The 16,340-nt window shown below is 62.6% G+C and carries 12 protein-coding genes; 8 read left to right on the top strand and 4 right to left on the bottom strand.

Annotation, left to right across the window (positions count from 1 at the left end; all coding sequences use genetic code 11):
• The first annotated feature begins 167 nt into the window (after positions 1-167).
• Entirely contained in the window at positions 168-2,303 is a 2,136-nt protein-coding gene (locus M2432_RS25415; protein WP_280829612.1) for an LpqN/LpqT family lipoprotein, read from the top strand.
• Between the two features lie 130 nt (positions 2,304-2,433).
• Positions 2,434-3,048 carry a hypothetical protein gene (locus tag M2432_RS25420; protein ID WP_280829613.1) on the top strand — a complete coding sequence of 205 codons (615 nt, stop codon included), beginning with the start codon at positions 2,434-2,436 and terminating at the stop codon, positions 3,046-3,048.
• 80 nt (positions 3,049-3,128) lie between these two features.
• Here the strand turns inward: M2432_RS25420 and M2432_RS25425 are convergent, their stop codons facing one another.
• Positions 3,129-3,743 carry a hypothetical protein gene (locus M2432_RS25425; protein WP_280829614.1) on the bottom strand — a complete coding sequence of 205 codons (615 nt, stop codon included), beginning with the start codon at positions 3,741-3,743 and terminating at the stop codon, positions 3,129-3,131.
• Between the two features lie 59 nt (positions 3,744-3,802).
• On the opposite strand from M2432_RS25425, the gene M2432_RS25430 reads away from it, so the two are divergent.
• Positions 3,803-6,796, top strand: a complete 2,994-nt coding sequence (locus tag M2432_RS25430; RefSeq protein ID WP_280829615.1) for a TIR domain-containing protein — start codon at positions 3,803-3,805, stop codon at positions 6,794-6,796.
• A gap of 119 nt (positions 6,797-6,915) precedes the next feature.
• Here M2432_RS25430 and M2432_RS25435 read toward each other — a convergent pair whose 3' ends face one another.
• Positions 6,916-8,466 carry a CocE/NonD family hydrolase gene (locus M2432_RS25435; protein ID WP_280829616.1) on the bottom strand — a complete coding sequence of 517 codons (1,551 nt, stop codon included), beginning with the start codon at positions 8,464-8,466 and terminating at the stop codon, positions 6,916-6,918.
• A gap of 188 nt (positions 8,467-8,654) precedes the next feature.
• Between M2432_RS25435 and M2432_RS25440 the strand changes: the two genes are divergently transcribed.
• The 4 genes from M2432_RS25440 to M2432_RS25455 are packed head-to-tail and all read left to right on the top strand — an operon-like array spanning position 8,655 to position 12,391.
• On the top strand, positions 8,655-9,491 hold the full coding sequence (locus M2432_RS25440) for an ABC transporter permease (RefSeq protein WP_280829617.1): 837 nt from the start codon (positions 8,655-8,657) through the stop codon (positions 9,489-9,491).
• A gap of 10 nt (positions 9,492-9,501) precedes the next feature.
• A complete protein-coding gene (locus tag M2432_RS25445; protein ID WP_280829618.1) occupies positions 9,502-10,254 on the top strand; it encodes an ABC transporter ATP-binding protein in 753 nt (250 codons plus the stop codon).
• 1 nt (position 10,255) lies between these two features.
• Positions 10,256-11,281, top strand: a complete 1,026-nt coding sequence (locus tag M2432_RS25450) for an ABC transporter substrate-binding protein (protein WP_280829619.1) — start codon at positions 10,256-10,258, stop codon at positions 11,279-11,281.
• 12 nt (positions 11,282-11,293) lie between these two features.
• Positions 11,294-12,391 carry an LLM class flavin-dependent oxidoreductase gene (locus M2432_RS25455; RefSeq protein WP_280829620.1) on the top strand — a complete coding sequence of 366 codons (1,098 nt, stop codon included), beginning with the start codon at positions 11,294-11,296 and terminating at the stop codon, positions 12,389-12,391.
• A gap of 72 nt (positions 12,392-12,463) precedes the next feature.
• Here M2432_RS25455 and M2432_RS25460 read toward each other — a convergent pair whose 3' ends face one another.
• Complete coding sequence (locus tag M2432_RS25460; protein WP_280829621.1) at positions 12,464-13,000, bottom strand: glutathione peroxidase; 537 nt, start codon at positions 12,998-13,000, stop codon at positions 12,464-12,466.
• Between the two features lie 178 nt (positions 13,001-13,178).
• Here M2432_RS25460 and M2432_RS25465 point away from each other — a divergent pair, with 178 nt between their 5' ends.
• The gene (locus M2432_RS25465) at positions 13,179-14,657 is read left to right on the top strand and encodes a serine hydrolase domain-containing protein (protein ID WP_280829622.1); all 1,479 of its coding nucleotides are present in this window, start codon (positions 13,179-13,181) and stop codon (positions 14,655-14,657) included.
• 237 nt (positions 14,658-14,894) lie between these two features.
• On the opposite strand, the gene M2432_RS25470 is transcribed toward M2432_RS25465, so the two are convergent.
• Complete coding sequence (locus M2432_RS25470) at positions 14,895-16,337, bottom strand: bifunctional dTDP-4-dehydrorhamnose 3,5-epimerase family protein/NAD(P)-dependent oxidoreductase (RefSeq protein WP_280829623.1); 1,443 nt, start codon at positions 16,335-16,337, stop codon at positions 14,895-14,897.
• Positions 16,338-16,340: the final 3 nt, after the last annotated feature.

Below are 16,340 nucleotides of genomic sequence, written 5' to 3' on the forward strand. Positions count from 1 at the left end.
CGCGTGGAGATGGTGCCTACCGATATAAGGATGCACCGATGTCCGTGCGCTCGATACGTAATTGCATCGTGGACATCAACCAGCCGTAATTGAGTAGCCAATTACTCATCCCACCGGGCTGGTGCAGCGCGCACGATTCATCTGTATCCAGATTTTCGGGAGGTGACATGCGACAGCTGTTCATTTCCTACGCCCGGGAGAACAAGCCCGACGTCGAGGCGTTGGTCCGGGATCTGGATGCCCTCGGTTACCAGACCTGGCTCGATTCGTCGCTGCGGGGCGGCCAATCGTGGTGGCAGGAGATTTTGCGCCGTATCGCCGATTCAGATGTATTCGTGGCAATTGTCTCCGGCCACACATTGCGGTCGGTGGCGTGCAAACGAGAGCTGGAATGGGCGCTCGCGGTGAATAAGCCAGTGCTGCCCATTGCCGTAGAGCGGCTGCCCGACGCGCTTCCCCGCAACCTCTCGATGCGGCAAATCGTCGATTACTCGCAGTCGGGCAGAGAGGCAGCCTTCGCCCTGGCCGGTGCATTGGGAACCCTTCCACCGGCACCACCCCCACCGGAGCAATTGCCCGAACCTCCAGCCGCCCCACTGTCCTACCTGTCCGATCTGGTGGAGCAGGTGGGGCAGTCTGAGGCGCTGACGCAACAGCAGCAACACCAGATCCTGATCCAGTTAGAGCCGGCACTGCGCTCGGTGGACACCGAGGAGCGTCGAGGCGGACGCTACGTACTGGAGATGTTCCGCAGACGCGGCGACCTGTACGCCGACGTCGATCGGACCCTGTCCCAGATTGACCTTGCCGACCACGACCCAGAATCGGGCAGTTCACTGGTCGTTGCCGACATTCCGAAGGAGCAATCTTCGGCGTCACCGCAGGGTCCTGCCGAGCGGCGCGGGAACCCGCTGGCCGACCCTCAGTGGGCTGACGCTCTGAGCGCCTTCTTCGCCAACCGGTGGGCCGAGGCCGTAGACAGGTTCGAAGCGTTGCAGGCTTCTTACCCGGCTGAGCCGCGGATCGAAACACGGCTGAAAGAGGCCTGCCGACAACGCGATATCGATATCTGGTCGGAAAAGGCAGAGGCGGCCGCCGCTGCGGGTGACTGGGACAACGTTGTGACCGCGTTGGAGAATCTAGCCGCCATCGACCCGACTCACCCCGAGATCGGGGCTCGGCTTGAACGGGCGCGCCTCGCTCAGCGGCGCAAAGCCGTTGTCGATGAGATGAAGGCCCTGCACCAGGCTGGCCGATGGGATGCCGTCACGGCCGCCGCGCGGGAACTTGCTCAAATCGACCCCGACAACGCCGATCCTGGCGGGATCGTCTGCGATGCGCGAGCCCAGCTCCGCGGAGCCGAACTCTCCGACCGGTACGCGCAGGCACTCAACCACCTGGACCAAGAACATTGGCAACAGGCCGCCGACCTACTCACCACTATCGACCAGGAACAACCGGGCTACCGCGACGCCGCTGCACTACTCACGACCACCCATCAGAGACTTCTCGACACCACAACAGTCCCGCATCGCACAACCCCATCGCTCCAGGAACCCACCTCCCTGGTGTCAGCGCCAACCACCACGCGTCCAAGCCCGCCGACCGTCCAAGAACGTCCGCGGTTCAAGCGCCGGCTTGCCGTCATTGTGGGAGCCGTCGTGGTCCTCCTGGTCGGGCTCATCGTCTTGGCTGTAAGTCAAAGCTCGACGTCATCGAACATGTCGACCTCGACGTCAACGTCCACGACGACTTCAGTTCCACCGACACCTGTTCGGGCGTCGGGTCCCAACGAGTCAATCTTTGACTACCTTCAGGAAAACAGCATCCAGGCGACGACGGTGACTCGTGGCGCACCCGGCGCCCCTGCAATCAACCTCCCGGTTCCGGACGGCTGGAAAGCGATTCCAGATGGCCCCGACGCCTCCTACGGCGGGATCGTCTTCAACACGCCGAGCAATCCCAACGACCCACCCAAGATCATGGCCTCCGTACAGAAGCTGACGGGCAAAGTCGATGCAGACAAGCTGCTGGCTGTCACACCCGGCGCATTGAAGAACTTGCCAGGTTATGCCGGTGGCGACGGTCAAACGAGCACAGAAGGCGGCTATCCCGCGTACCAAGTGGGCGGCCCGATCACCGCGGCCGGCGACACCCGCTACGTCGCCCAGAAAACGGTGGTGATCCAGGGCGCGGATGACGTCTACCTGCTGCAGCTAAAGGCCGAGGCTCCGCAAGCCGACGCCGGTGTGTTGGCGGCGGCGACCGACCTGGTCGACCAGAAGATCACCATCAAGCCCTGATACTCGGACGATCTCCCCACCCATCGGTGCGTATGTCTTCCGCACGACCGCTATCCCTGGGTGCTTGCTGGGAATTTTCGAGTAGTGCATTACTCGCGACCGGGTGGTGTCTGGTGGACAAACTTTCCGTATGACGAAGGTATTCGCCGGCATTCTCAGCACGGTTGCGCTCTCTGCGCTCACCGCTGCCGTCGGACTCACCGTGTCAGAGCCGCCTGGGCCGGGCTCGGCGCCCGCCGACACAACCGCTACGACTGCCCACGCCGCGGCGAGCTTCTCGCTCGTCGCGACCTGGTTTGAACCCCCGCCGCCACCACCACCGCCGCCAGCAGCGGCACCCGAGGCGGTGGCACCCCACACGGTGGCACCCGAGGCGGTGGCACCCCACACGGAGGCACCCCACACGGTGGAAGCCCCGGTGTCGGAGCCACCCGTGGTGGCACCGCCGCCGCCTCCGCCACCTCCGCAGTTGGTATTACGGCTCAACGATCCCCTGACAGCAGCCTTCGTGTCGATCACCAATAATGGAAACGCGTCAGTGGGTTGCGTGATGAAGGTAGTGCCTGTTGCGGGCCTCGCCGCCGCTGTCAACTACTTCGTGCCCGATAACAATTTCACCGTAGCCGGCGGGCAAGAGGCGAGGATCCCCGCCGGCAGCAGCCTCGGACCGGCGACGGGCTCAACCTTCCATTTCACCGTGAACTGCGACAACGGCCTGTCCACCGGTACAGACACGGTGTACTGAACGATGTGACTACTCTTGCACGACGCCGAACGACCAAGGCGGGCAACGCTATCCGATTGAAAGCTGTTGAGGGGTTCGTCCTATCCTCCGAACAATTCACTGCAGCCAGGCACCGCCTTGCGCGCCTCATCGAGCTTTGGAGTCGGATTCTTCGCTTTCATTTCCGCACCCTGCTTGACCATCCGTTCGGCCAACTGGGGAATCTTGGCGGCCGCGGCCTCCAAATCGCTGGCGGTAGTCGCGACACGAATAGAGGAAGCAATATTGTGGAACTGCGCAATAGCGGTTTTCACCACCGCTTCGGCGTCGTCACCGCGGTCCTCTCCAGTAGGCGAGTCACCGAGCTCTTTACTCTTGACTCGGAAGTCGTCGTACAGGTTGCCAATCGCATCGACCGTGTCCGCCAACGCAGTTTGATTCGCCGCGGACTTGGTCGCGTTGACCGCGTTAACGGTGTACTCGTGCAACAGCTTCTGAAACTTCCCGGCGAAGTCCGCCATGAACGCACACTCTTGTTTGACGTACTCGTCGACAGTCTTCCCACCGCCATTGTCGTGTCCACCGCCGCAGCCAGCGACGACCAATACCGCAGCAGCGACTGGAGCATAGAAAGCGGAAAAAGTACCCATATGAGGTCCTCTCAAAATGGCCTCGGATACCCCAAAGATACCTGCTTTCAACAGTTTTACGGTCACATTCGCGGAATTCCACGCAGATACGGCGAATACCGCCCGCTGTGTACTAGGGGGCTTGAATGACCGCGTTCACGGACCGTCTCCGCCATCTGACTTCACGCCGCCTGCCGAGCGATTTCGGGTATGGCGCGTTCATCTCTTACAGCGGTGGCCGGGACCGGGATCTGATCCCGCAGATTCAGCATGGCGTGGAGAAGCTCGCCACCCGCTGGTATCGACCGCCGGCAATGCGCGTTTTCCTGGACAAGACCAGCATTTCGGCCGGGCCCAAGCTCTGGTCGAAGATCGAATACGGGTTGTCACGGTCGGAATGGCTGATTGTGATGGCCTCGCCCGAGGCCGCCGCGTCGGAATGGGTGGATCGCGAGATTCGATGGTGGTCAGAGCACCGCAGCGTAGACAACATGCTCCTGGTACTCACCGAAGGGACATTGTCCTGGGACGAGACAACAAACGACTTCGACCCCGCGTCAACGGCACTACCTCCTTGTCTGCGTGGGAGATTCGCCGAGGAGCCGGTGTGGGTATCGGTGACGTGGACAGACGAAGGAGGCAAGCACATCCCGGATGTCGAGCGGGTGGTCCTCGATGTCGCATCTGTGATCCGGGGTGTTCCCAAGGACCAATTGGCTTCAGCTGCCTTGAAAGAACACCGTCGCACGATGCGCTGGGCAGTAGGGGCCGCCGGTGTCCTCGCAGTACTTTTGGTGGCCGCACTGGTATTCGCAACGACAACAGTGATGCAGCGAGACCGTGCCAACCGGAACTTCCAGCAGGCCACAGCGTCCCGGCTGGCGGTGGACTCACGTTCTCTGCTTTCCGATCCGCAACACCTTGACGACGTTCGCGCCATCCAGGAAGCCCTTGTGTCAGACAAGCTCTCGCCGAATCCATCTTTGTTGCTCCAGACCCTGCTCACCACATCTGACATCAACAAGGTCATCAAAACCGGAAAACCATTCACGTCGGGCCTGGACTTGGCATCGGGAACCCTCGATCCCCGAGCCCTCGGAATCGTGTACGGAGTGGCGTTCAACCCCGAAGGCAGCCGAATTATCACTGCCGGCGCCCAGATTCGGCTGTGGAACACCGATACCGGTCAGCGTGAGACACAGTTTGACTCGTTGCTCCCGGTGCAGAGCGTCGCGGTCAGCCCCGACGGGCATCGCATCGTGACGGGCGGGCTGGAGTTGCGCCTGTGGGACGACGCTGGCAAGCCTGTGACACCGCCACTCGAAGGCCACGAAGGCAGGGTCAACAGCGTGTCGTTCAGCCCGGACGGACATCGAATTGTCTCGGGGAGTGAAGACGGCACCTTACGAATATGGAATGCAGACAACGGATTACCTGTCGGACAACCGATGTCGGGACATGCCGGTGCGGTACGGGCAGTGGCGTTCAGCGCTGATGGTGGCCGTATCTTCTCCGGTGGCCTTGACCACACCGTCCGAACCTGGGATACGTTGGCGCAGAAACCAATCGGACATGCTGTCGACGTTGGCTCAGAGGTAACCTCCCTCGCCGTCAGTTCGGATAACCGGCGGGTCGCCACCGCCGACGCCAAAGGTGGTGTCCACCTTTTCGACCCATCGGCAGACAACGCAGGAGATCGGCTGCCGACACCAAGCCAGAACTGGGCATCGGGCAAGAACTCCTTGTTCGCGATGGCATTCAGCCCAGATGGCCTGCGGCTCATCGCGGGCGGGATGGATGGAGTCATTCATGTGTGGGGCGTCGAGGACCGTACACACTTGGGCGAAGCCCATGGCCACACCGGATGGATCACCTCTCTGGCGTTCAGCCGCGACGGCCGACGGGTCGCGTCCAGCAGCCACGACGGCACAGTACGGATCTGGAATGTTGGAAAGCACCGCTCCGGCGGTTACCAGATTTTCGGTCCCGGCTCACCTGATGGCACAGCACCTTTTGCCCGCAGTGTTTCAATGAGCCCTGACAGTCGGCACCTAGCTGCCGGTTACCAAGACGGAAGTCTCTGGATTTTCGACACTGACACGGGCCGACAGGCCATCCCGCCGATGCAAAGCGACGGCGGAACAGTGGAGACCTCGCAATTCGGCCCGGATGGCCATTACATCGCATCCGCCGCCATGGACCGAAAAGTCCGGGTGTGGGACGCCGGCAGCGGACAGCGCATCGCCGAGTCACGCCCAGCGCACACCGATACCATCGTGCAACTCATCTTCAGTCCCGATGGCAGTCACCTCTTGTCGACGAGTGAGGACACAACGCAGCTGTGGGACATCAAGTCCCAGTCCTTCGTCGGTGCCCCGTTGGACGGGGCCGAGCAATACTTCGGCAACATCGCCTTCAGCCCCGACGGGCGCCTCATCGCAGGTGGTGCAAAGGACCACTCAATTAGAGTGTGGAATGCCAACACCGGAGAGCCGGCACGTCAGCCGCTGACCGGTCATGCCGACACCATCAGCAGGGTGGCATTCAGCCCCGATGGACACCGAATGGTGTCCATAAGCCCGGACTCTCTCCGGCTGTGGGACACCACTAGTTGGCAATTGGTGGGCAAGCCGCAACGCAACACCAACATCTTCGCAAGCCTGGCAGTGAGCCCGACCGGAGACTTCTTTGTCACGGGTGGTTTGGGCAGCATCCAGCGCTGGAACATGAATACCGGTGAGCCAATCGGTGACCCGATGCCCGGGCACCAGGGTGGCGTCGGAGACCTCGCAGTCACCAGCGACGGTAAGTTCATCATTTCCGGAAGCATGGACTCGACACTGCGATTCTGGGATTCCAAATCTGGTTCTCCTGTGGGAGATCCGCTCACCGCAGACTCTCAAAGCATTGCGACCCTCACAGTAAGATCTGACCGGCGCATACTTTCGATGGATATCAACCTCTCAGCGGACCAGACCGTCTCGGCATGGATCTGGCCGGCGCCAGCTGCCTGGCATGACGATCTCTGTAAGAAGTTGAGCTACAACATGAGTGACGATCAATGGGATCGGTGGGTATCACCCGATATCAAATCCCGGGAGCTCTGCGAAGGGCTGCCGAGACTTGACAGCGGCGGCTGACTACCGAGCGCCCCCGCACTTAAAATCATTGTTTACCTGGTGCATTTCTGCCACTCCATCCCGATCGCCTTCTGCATCCCATGTCAGTCTCGGCCCAAACCGACTGATTCTGACTGCTGCTATTGCGTCACGACGGGCACGGTCAGTTTCGAGGGCGTCACGGCACCGGTGTGAATGGTATGGGGACCATCGTTGACCGTGTCCTTGTGCCGAAGCGCCGGGTATCGGTCGGCGTCGCGCCCGCCGATCTCGAGGACCAACTCCGATCCAGCTTCGAAAAAAGTACTGCTGGGCCAGATTTCGATGACCAACTCCGTTGGCTGGTGCGGCGTGAACGGTTCTGCGGCGCGATGGGTGTGAAATGGCCGCTCCGGCCGGCTGCGAGTCGGGTCGATCTCGCGATGCGATGCTCGCAGCCAACCCTTCGCCGCGCCGTCACGTGGGTATGCGTTGTAGCCGATGAACGGCACCACAGCCCCTGTGCTGTCACGCTTTCGCACGACGACGAACAGGTCCATGTCGGTGCCATCACTGATGCTCGCCCACAAGGTGAGGGCCATGCTGCCGGTGATCTCGGTGTCTTCGGTGAATCGGCAGCTGAACCGTGCCCGGTCGGCATGTGGGTCATAGCTGACAGTCGACTCGGCATCGGGTTGTTTGGTACCCAGCGTCATCGACTCGGCATCAAGATAGAAGTCCTGAAGCCGGGCATCCGGAAGCGGCCAGGTCGTCGACGTGCGCACGGTGTACTGCTCGCGGGTGCGGCGAACCTCGTAGCGGACGGCGGGTTGGTCAGCCCAGTCTCCTGGAGCATCCTTGAGAAAGTGATCGAGAAAACAACGTTGCAGGTCAAGCGATTCCGGTCGGTAGTAGCTCTCCCACTTGCGCCGACCGTGGGCGTACAGCCATTTCGGTCCGCTGATCTGTTCGTAGGCCAGCAGCGTGCCGCGGGTATGCAGGCCATGGTCCGACCAACTTGCGCACACCAGGGCGGGCACCTCGATGCGGGACAGATCGGGTCGTTTGGCGGCCCAGTAGGCGTCGTCAAACGGGTGGGCGCGGCTGTCGGCGAGAAAATCTTCACCCATCCCATTTCTGTTGCTGCCCCGGCGCATTCGCATCTTCCACCAGATGGGGACGAATCCCGTCTCGGGAATGCCACCGTGGTAGGCGAACTCGCGCAGTAGATCGGATGCGCCTTCCCATGCCACGATCGCTCGCAGGCCGCGCGGCCGTAGCGCGGCGACCCGCCACTGGGACATGCACAGATAGGACACCCCGTTGAGTCCGACTGCGCCGGTGGACCAGGGCTGGTCCGCAGCCCACGCGATTGCCTCGGCATAGTCCTGGGCATCGCGGTCCGTCAGAAACCCGCCGAAACCGTCGGAGGCATGCATTCCCCGGGTGTCGCCCTGGACGACGGTGTAGCCGTGTTCGACCCAGAACTGAGGGTCTGGTGACTCGAATCCGGTCAGCCGCGAACAGTTCAAATGGCCGAACCGCACTCCCGACAGCCGCATGGCTGCCATCCCGAACCGATCCGGGGTGCGATCCTTGCCGTATGGAGTCATCGACATGACCACCGGAGCCGGTTGCCGTGGCCGGTAGACGTTGACCCGCAGAACAACGCCGTCGGACATGGTGACCGGCACATTTTTCTCGACGATCATGGCGCTCCTCCCCTGCACTAAAACTGTAGATCGATTGCCCGCTCTGACACACCCCGCGAGCCGGAAACACCGACTGAATCCTGTGGAATCACCGCGACTGTAAATCTTCACTGCGCCGCGACGGCCTCCTAGGTTCGGCGTAGCGATGTGCGCCCGCACGCCGAACGCCGTCAACCGTGGGGAGTGTGATGACCACCCGCAGTCCCCTGGCCGCCACCACGCCCCTGGCAGCCGGCGCGGCTACCGCGCCCACGCTGTCGTGGCACGAGCGGGTCCGAGTACGGCGCTGGGAGATCATCCGATGGCTGTCGCCGTTGGCGGTGCTGATCATCTGGCAGGCTGGAAGTGCCTGGGGCATAATCGATCCCGATACTCTTCCGGCCCCGCAGAAGATCGCCGAAGCCGGCATAGAACTGATCGGCAATGGCCAACTCGCTGCGGCACTGCGGGTTTCGGGTATCCGTGCTGCGGAAGGCCTGGTGCTGGGCGGCGGCATCGGCATCGCGCTGGGCACGCTGGTGGGGCTGTCCCGGTGGGTCGACGCCACCGTCGACCCGACGATGCAGATGATCCGCGCACTGCCTCACCTCGGCTTGATTCCGCTCTTCATCCTGTGGTTCGGGATCGGTGAACTGCCCAAGGTGCTCATGGTGGCACTTGGTGCGGCGTTTCCGCTGTACCTCAATACCTCGTCGGCCATCCGTCAGGTCGATTCAAAATTCTTCGAAACCGCCGAGGTACTTGGTTTTTCCTTCTGGCAGCGGTTACGGACCATCATCATTCCCAGCGCCGCTCCCCAGGTCCTGGTTGGGCTGCGTCAATCCCTGGCCATTTCGTGGCTGACCCTGATCGTCGCCGAGCAGATCAATGCGGACTCCGGGGTCGGGTATCTGATCAACAATGCGCGCGACTTCCTGCGGATCGACGTGATCATCTTCGGGCTCACGGTGTACGCACTGCTGGGCATCGTCACCGACGCGCTGGTCCGGGTTCTGGAGCGTCGCGCTCTGCGGTATCGAGTCTGAAAGGCTAACGATGACAGTGATTTACGACCCCGCCGCCGATACCGCGGTAGCGCCTGACACGCTTGCGGCGGAGTTGCGGTCGGTATCCAAGTGGTACGGAGCCACGCGGGTGCTTCATGACGTGAGCCTTCGAGTGAGGCGCGGCGAGATCGTGGCGTTGGTCGGCCGCAGCGGCTCGGGTAAGTCGACGGTACTGCGGGTGCTGGCAGGTCTGGCCGACGACCACCACGGATATCGAGAAGTTCATGGTGCACCCGCCCTGGCCTTCCAGGAACCGCGACTGTTTCCGTGGCGGTCGGTTCGAGAGAACGTTCGCTACGGCCTGACTCGAAGCAAAATTGCTCGCGCCGAGGCGTATTCACGCACCGAACGGGCGCTGGCCGAGGTGGGGTTGGCCGACAAGATACAAGCGTGGCCACTCACCCTGTCCGGCGGACAGGCGCAACGGGTTGCTCTGGCACGCGCACTGGTGGCCGAGCCGCAACTGCTGCTGCTCGACGAGCCGTTCGGCGCGCTAGACGCACTGACCCGGCTGTCCATGCACCGCTTGCTGCTGAACCTTTGGCGCCAACACGATTTCGGAGTTCTGCTGGTCACCCACGATGTGGACGAGGCGATAGCGCTGGCCGACACCGTCGTAGTGCTGGACCACGGCCGGGTGGTGCACACCCTGCACATCGAGAACCCCCGTCAGCCGCACGGGCAACACAGCGGCCGCACCGACGAATACCGCGTTGAACTTCTTGCGAAACTGGGGGTTTGAGATGAAATATCCACGCGTACGGTCGCTGGTACCCGTCCTGGCCGCCGCCACACTACTCACGGCATGCGTCTCCGGTCACGGTACCAACGCAGAATCGCCCGTGCCGCAGTCTGTCCCACCATCGGAGGTAGCCGGGCTGACCCTGCAGGTGGGCGACCAGAAGGGCGGGACTGAGTCGCTGCTGCGCGCTGCCGGGGAACTGGACAACGTGCCCTACAAGGTTCAATTCTCGACGTTCACCTCCGGACCACCAGAGGTCGAGGCCGCCACTGCCGGCAAGATCGATTTCGCGGTCACCGGGAACACCCCACCGATCTTCGGCGCCGCAGCCGGCGCGAAAATTCGTGTGGTAGCGGCCTATTCGAATAGCGCCGAAGGTGACCAGATCCTGGTGCCCGCCGATTCGCCCATCCACTCTGTCGGCGACCTACGCGGCAAGAAGGTCCTGGTCGGCAAAGGCAGTTCAGGGCATGGCCACCTGCTGCTCCAGTTGCAGAGGGCCAACCTCACGGTCAAGGACATCAACCTGGTGTTCCTGCAACCGGCCGACTCGTTCACCGCGCTGAGTCAAGGCCGGGCCGATGCGTGGGCCATCTGGGACCCCTACACGGCCGTCGCCCAGAAGCAACTCAAGGTACGCACCCTGATCACAGCCGCAGGCGTCAGCAACGGCTACGCGTTTGGGATCGCTTCACTGGACGCCCTTCGAGACGCCAGACGCAACACCGCCTTGGCCGACTTCGTGCAACGAGTGGCTCGCGCATCTGTCTGGGCTCAAGCACATCCCGACCAATGGTACGAAAAGTACGCTGCAGCAATAGGAATCGACCCCGCGGCGGCTCAACTTGCGCAATCACGGAGCCTGCGACTGGCCATCCCCCTCACTGACCAGGTAATCGCCTCCGAGCAGAAACTGGCCGACGCATTCGCACAGTCGGGACAACTCGAAGGCACACCCGCCTTTTCCCATTTTGTTGACAATCGGTTCGGTGACGCACTGTCTCCGTTCTGGAACACCGCCAAATAGGAGGTAAATCCCTTGGCCGCCAAGTTCTTCTGGTTCCTACCCACCAACGGCGACAGCCGTTCGATCGTGGGCGCCTCACACGCATCGACGCATCACACCATTCCGGCGGGATACCGCGAACCAAGCCTGCGCTATCTGGGTGAGGTAGCCCGGGCGGCCGATCGTCTCGGCTACGAAGGCGTACTGACCCCGACCGGAACCTGGTGCGAGGACGCCTGGTTGACCTCGGCTGCGCTACTCGAGCAGACAGAGCGGCTCAAATTCCTGGTGGCCTTCCGGCCCGGACTTGTGCCACCCACCCTGGCCGCTCAGCAGGCCGCGACATTCCAGCGCTTCTCCGGAGGCCGCCTGTTGCTCAACGTGGTCAGCGGTGGCGATGACACCGAGCAACGCCGGTTCGGCGACTGGCTCACCCACGACGAGCGCTATGGCCGCACCGACGAGTTCCTGAAGATCGTCCGGGACATCTGGCGAGGCGAGCCGGTGGACTACACCGGCACGCACTACACGGTCACTGATGCGAGGGTCTCAGCACCGCCAAACCCTTTGCCACAGATCTATTTCGGTGGATCATCATCAGCGGCTCTACCGATCGCCGCCGAACACGTGGATGTGTACCTGACTTGGGGTGAGCCACCGGCCGCGGCGGCGGCCAAGATCGCCAAGGTGCGCGAACTGGCCAAAGCGCGTGGACGCTCGTTACGGTTCGGCATCCGACTGCACACCATCAGCCGGGACACCTCCGAAGCGGCCTGGGCCGTCGCCAACTCTCTGTTGGGAGATTTGACGCCAGACCAGATCGCACAGGCCACGGCCCTGCACTCCAAGTCGGAGTCTGAGGGGCAGCGCCGGATGACCGCGCTACACGGTGGACGGTTGGACCAGCTGGAGATCTACCCCAACCTGTGGGCAGGAGTCGGATTGGTGCGCGGCGGAGCCGGCACGGCACTGGTCGGCAGTCACGAGGAGGTGGCCTCGCTGATATCCGAGTACCACGCTCTGGGTTTCGACGAATTCATCCTCTCCGGGTACCCGCATCTCGAGGAGGCCTATTGGTTCGCCGAGGGAGTGCTGCCGTTGCTGCGCAAGCGCGGCGCGCTCGCGGCCTAGCGTCGGGAAGCACCAGCGTAGCGAGTGCTGGACTGTTCCGATCCCACTTGACGTCCAGGCGTGACGCCGTTGTCAGTCCAGCAACTCATCGATCTCCGACTTGATTTCCTCGGGCGTCACGTTCGATTCAAACCGACGGATCACCTTGCCATTGCGGTCGACGAGGAACTTCGTGAAGTTCCATTTCACCTCGTCGCTGCCGATCGCCTCGGGACGCATGGCTTTGATGTACTCGTACAACGGACCATTTGTGGGTCCGAAGTCTCCCGGCGCCTGCGTACGCAGGTAGCCAAAGAGCGGATCCGCATCGGGACCGTTGACGTCGACCTTGCCGAATATCGGAAACGTGACGCCATAGTTGGTCGCGCAGAAGTCCTGGATGTCCGCGTCGGTGCCCGGTTCTTGAGCACCGAACTGATTGCATGGAAAGGCGAGGATCTCCAGCCCGCGGTTGCGGTTATCCCGGTAAAGCGCTTCGAGACCTGCGTACTGCGGTGTGAATCCGCATTTACTGGCAACGTTGACGATGAGCACCAGACGGCCAGCGTAGGCATCGAGAGACTGGCGAGTGCCGTCGGCGGTCTTTGCGGAAAATGTGTGAATCGTCATGCAGCTCAAACCTCTTTCCCTGTGGCGCCCAGCGCCGCGGACGCACGGCTATCTTGTAGCACATGCGATTTAATCCGGTCAGCTTTTCTTTGAAGCCAAGGAAAGCTGATGGCCTCCGAGGAGCATCGCCGAAAGGGACCCCAGCGCACCAACCCCGGACACGGCTACCGTCGATCAGGTGAAGGTGTCCGAATCGCGCATCGCCCGGGTCTGTGCCGCATTCTTGCTTACCGTCGCGGCGGCGCCTTCATGCGGACATACGTCGGCTCCACCACCGGGTGCCGCTCCGGAAACCCCTACACCGAGCGTCGTCCCCTCTGGGCCATTCGCGCCGGTCAGCCAGCTGGTAAACGAAGCCGTTGCAGCACACCGGCTTCCCGGTGCGGTGGTTCAGATCGGGCACGGCGGAACGGTCGTATTCCGGCAGCCGTACGGCTGGCGCAAGCTGCCCGACGAACCTGGACTGGACGGCGGGCCTGCACCCGCCGAACCGATGACCGCGGACACCATCTTCGACCTGGCGTCGGTGACCAAAGCCCTCGCAACGACGGTGGCCTTTCTGCAGCTGTACGAGAAGGGCCTGGTTCGTATCGACGAGCCCGTGCAGACGTACATGCCGGAATTCAACACCACCAACGATCCACGACGGGCACAGGTGACGCTGCGTATGGTGCTCACGCACACCTCGGGTACCGGTGGCGATTTGAGCCACCAGGGCCCGTGGGGCGTGACGGCGCCGGATAAGGCGGATGGCATTCATCGGGCACTCACCGCGCCGCTGGAGTTCGACCCCGGCCAGGGGTTCCACTACTCCGACATCAACTTCATCATCCTCGGCGCACTGATCGAGAAGATCACCGGCGAACCATTGGATACCTACGTGCAGGACAACGTCTTTGCACCGCTGGGCATGGTTGACACCCGCTATCTGCCCGCAGTCAAGGCATGCGGCCCACACCAAATCATTGGTACGGCAATTGCTTTGGACAAAACCGTGAACGCACCCTGCCTGCCGGGTTCCTGGAACACCAACCTGTTGACGCGCATAGCTCCGACGGCCCATGACGAAGACACTCCCGGCGTCAACCCCAACTACGATCACCTGATTCGCGGTACCGTGCATGATCCGACCGCACGCCGCATGGGCGGCGTAGCCGGCAGTGCCGGTGTCTTCTCGACGGTCGACGACATCGGCCGCTATGCCCAAGCCCTACTCGACCGCCTCGCCGGTCGCCCCAGCCTGTTCCCGCTCAAGCAGTCGACTGTGGGACTGATGACCACCCCGCAACAACCCGGACACACCGCCGGGCAGCTCGAAGCGGCCAACAACGCCACCCGTGAAGCCATCGAAAAGACCCCCAACACAACAGATCCCCTCCTCGCACCGAACTATCCGGCGATAGCGGGACAAGATCTGCGAGGCTTCAGCTGGGATATCGATACGGAATTGTCCAAGCCGCGCGGCATGGTCTTTCCCATCGGCAGCTTCGGCCACACCGGCTTCACCGGGGTATCGCTGTGGATCGATGCGCAGTCCGACACCTATGTCGTGGTGCTGGCCAACGTGATTCATCAGCGCGGCGGTCCGCCCATCGTGCAGCTCAGCGGCGACGTCGCCACAACAGCGGCGCGGGTCCTACATCTATACGGCAATTAGGTCAGTACGACCCGCCCGCAGCCGACGTCATCAAGACCATGGGCCTGGCAGTGTTCATCTGCGCGGTCGGCCAGTCGTCAGGGCCGCAAGCGGTGGCGCTGGTCAAGCAGTTCGGGATAACGCGACCCCGTTGATGGCGTACACCATCGTCTACGCCTTCTCCAACGTGGCGCTGCCGCTGCTCGGCCCCATCGTCGTGGCCATGGCCCACGCGATGGGCGCCTGAGCAACCGCTGGCTACGTGACGGCGGACCCGGCGGTCTCGCGGGCTTCCAGCTGCACGTAGTCCGCAAGCAACGCGTCAGCGTCCGCGGGCACAAATCCCGTGGACTCGATCTTCGACAGATCCAGAACGCTGTTGAGCGGACGCGGTGCCACCGGCCCCTTGGCGTTGCCGAAGTACGCCGCGGTGGAAACTCCACTCACGCGACTCGGGTCATGGCCGGACAGCGAGAACGTGCGCTGCGCGATGTCCGCCCACGAACTGGCCCGCCCCGCTCCACTCACGTTGTAGGTACCATACGGCGCCGCGGTTTCCGTGAGGTGCCGAATGGCCCGAGCCAGTTCCGAGGTGAACGTCAGCCGGCCGAATTGGTCGTTGACCACAGACGGATCCACGCCGCGCTCGGCGAGAGAAAGCATGGTGCGTACGAAGTTTCGCCCCTCGCCGATCACCCACGACGTGCGCAGGATGTAGTGGCACGGCACGGTAGCCACGATCTGATCGCCGGCGGCCTTTGTCTGTCCGTATACGCCAAGCGGGGCCAGCGCGTCGTCCTCGCGGTATGGCTGCGTCGCCGTGCCGTCGAACACATAGTCGCTGGAGACATGCACGAGGGTGATGCCGTGAGCGGTGGCGATCCGCGCCAGCGCGGCAACGCCGGTGACGTTGGCAGCCCAGGCCGCGACGCGTCCCTCGGCGGTCTCGGCCGCATCGACAGCGGTGTAGGCCGCGGCATTGATGATGGTGCCGTAGTCCCGCCAACGACGGGCAGCACCAAGATCATCAGAGGTCAGATCCAGGTCGGTGCGGTCGGCGAATTCGACGTGAGGTGCATCGGCATACGCGGTGCGCAGCGCTTGGCCCAATTGCCCGCTGGCGCCAAGGACCAGGGTCTTACGCGGCAGCACAGGGATGACCTCGGCCAGGCTCCCTTGAGCGCGGTCCTTCGCCGAAAGTTCCGCCTGCTCCAATGGAATCGGCCACTCGATGCCAAGGTTTTCGTCCCCGGGGTTAATCGACGGGTACTTGACGTCAGGCGAGTAGTGATCGTTGACGAGGTAGGTGTAGTAGGTGTTCGGCTCTAGTGTCTGAAATGAATTCGCCACTCCGCGAGGCACAAAGACCGCGCGTGATGGATCGATTTCCGTGGTGAACACCGTCCCGAACGTCGGACCGGACCGCATGTCGACCCACGCCCCGAAAACGCTACCGCTCGCGACCGAGACGAACTTGTCCCAGGGTTCGGCGTGGATGCCGCGCAGCGTCCCAGCCGCTTCGCTGAACGAAATGTTCTGTTGCACCGGGCCGAAATCCGGCATTCCGGCGGCGACCATTTTCTCGCGCTGCCAGGTTTCCTTGAACCACCCACGATTGTCACCGTGAACGGGCAGTTCCCACACTGTCAGTCCCGGAATGGGTGTTTCCGTGGCCTGCAACGTCTTACCGAGTTCGGTCATTGC

The organism is Mycobacterium sp. OTB74, from assembly GCF_029892685.1.
Classification (GTDB): Bacteria; Actinomycetota; Actinomycetes; order Mycobacteriales; family Mycobacteriaceae; genus Mycobacterium.

Bases quoted from the DNA above. Each gene is read 5' to 3' on its own strand.
- M2432_RS25470 (WP_280829623.1), bottom strand. From the start codon at position 16,337: ATGACCGAACTCGGTAAGACGTTGCAGGCCACGGAAACACCCATTCCG.
- M2432_RS25445 (WP_280829618.1), top strand. From the start codon at position 9,502: ATGACAGTGATTTACGACCCCGCCGCCGATACCGCGGTAGCGCCTGAC.
- M2432_RS25450 (WP_280829619.1), top strand. From the start codon at position 10,256: ATGAAATATCCACGCGTACGGTCGCTGGTACCCGTCCTGGCCGCCGCC.
- M2432_RS25460 (WP_280829621.1), bottom strand. From the start codon at position 13,000: ATGACGATTCACACATTTTCCGCAAAGACCGCCGACGGCACTCGCCAG.
- M2432_RS25440 (WP_280829617.1), top strand. From the start codon at position 8,655: ATGACCACCCGCAGTCCCCTGGCCGCCACCACGCCCCTGGCAGCCGGC.
- M2432_RS25420 (WP_280829613.1), top strand. From the start codon at position 2,434: ATGACGAAGGTATTCGCCGGCATTCTCAGCACGGTTGCGCTCTCTGCG.
- M2432_RS25415 (WP_280829612.1), top strand. From the start codon at position 168: ATGCGACAGCTGTTCATTTCCTACGCCCGGGAGAACAAGCCCGACGTC.
- M2432_RS25435 (WP_280829616.1), bottom strand. From the start codon at position 8,466: ATGATCGTCGAGAAAAATGTGCCGGTCACCATGTCCGACGGCGTTGTT.
- M2432_RS25430 (WP_280829615.1), top strand. From the start codon at position 3,803: ATGACCGCGTTCACGGACCGTCTCCGCCATCTGACTTCACGCCGCCTG.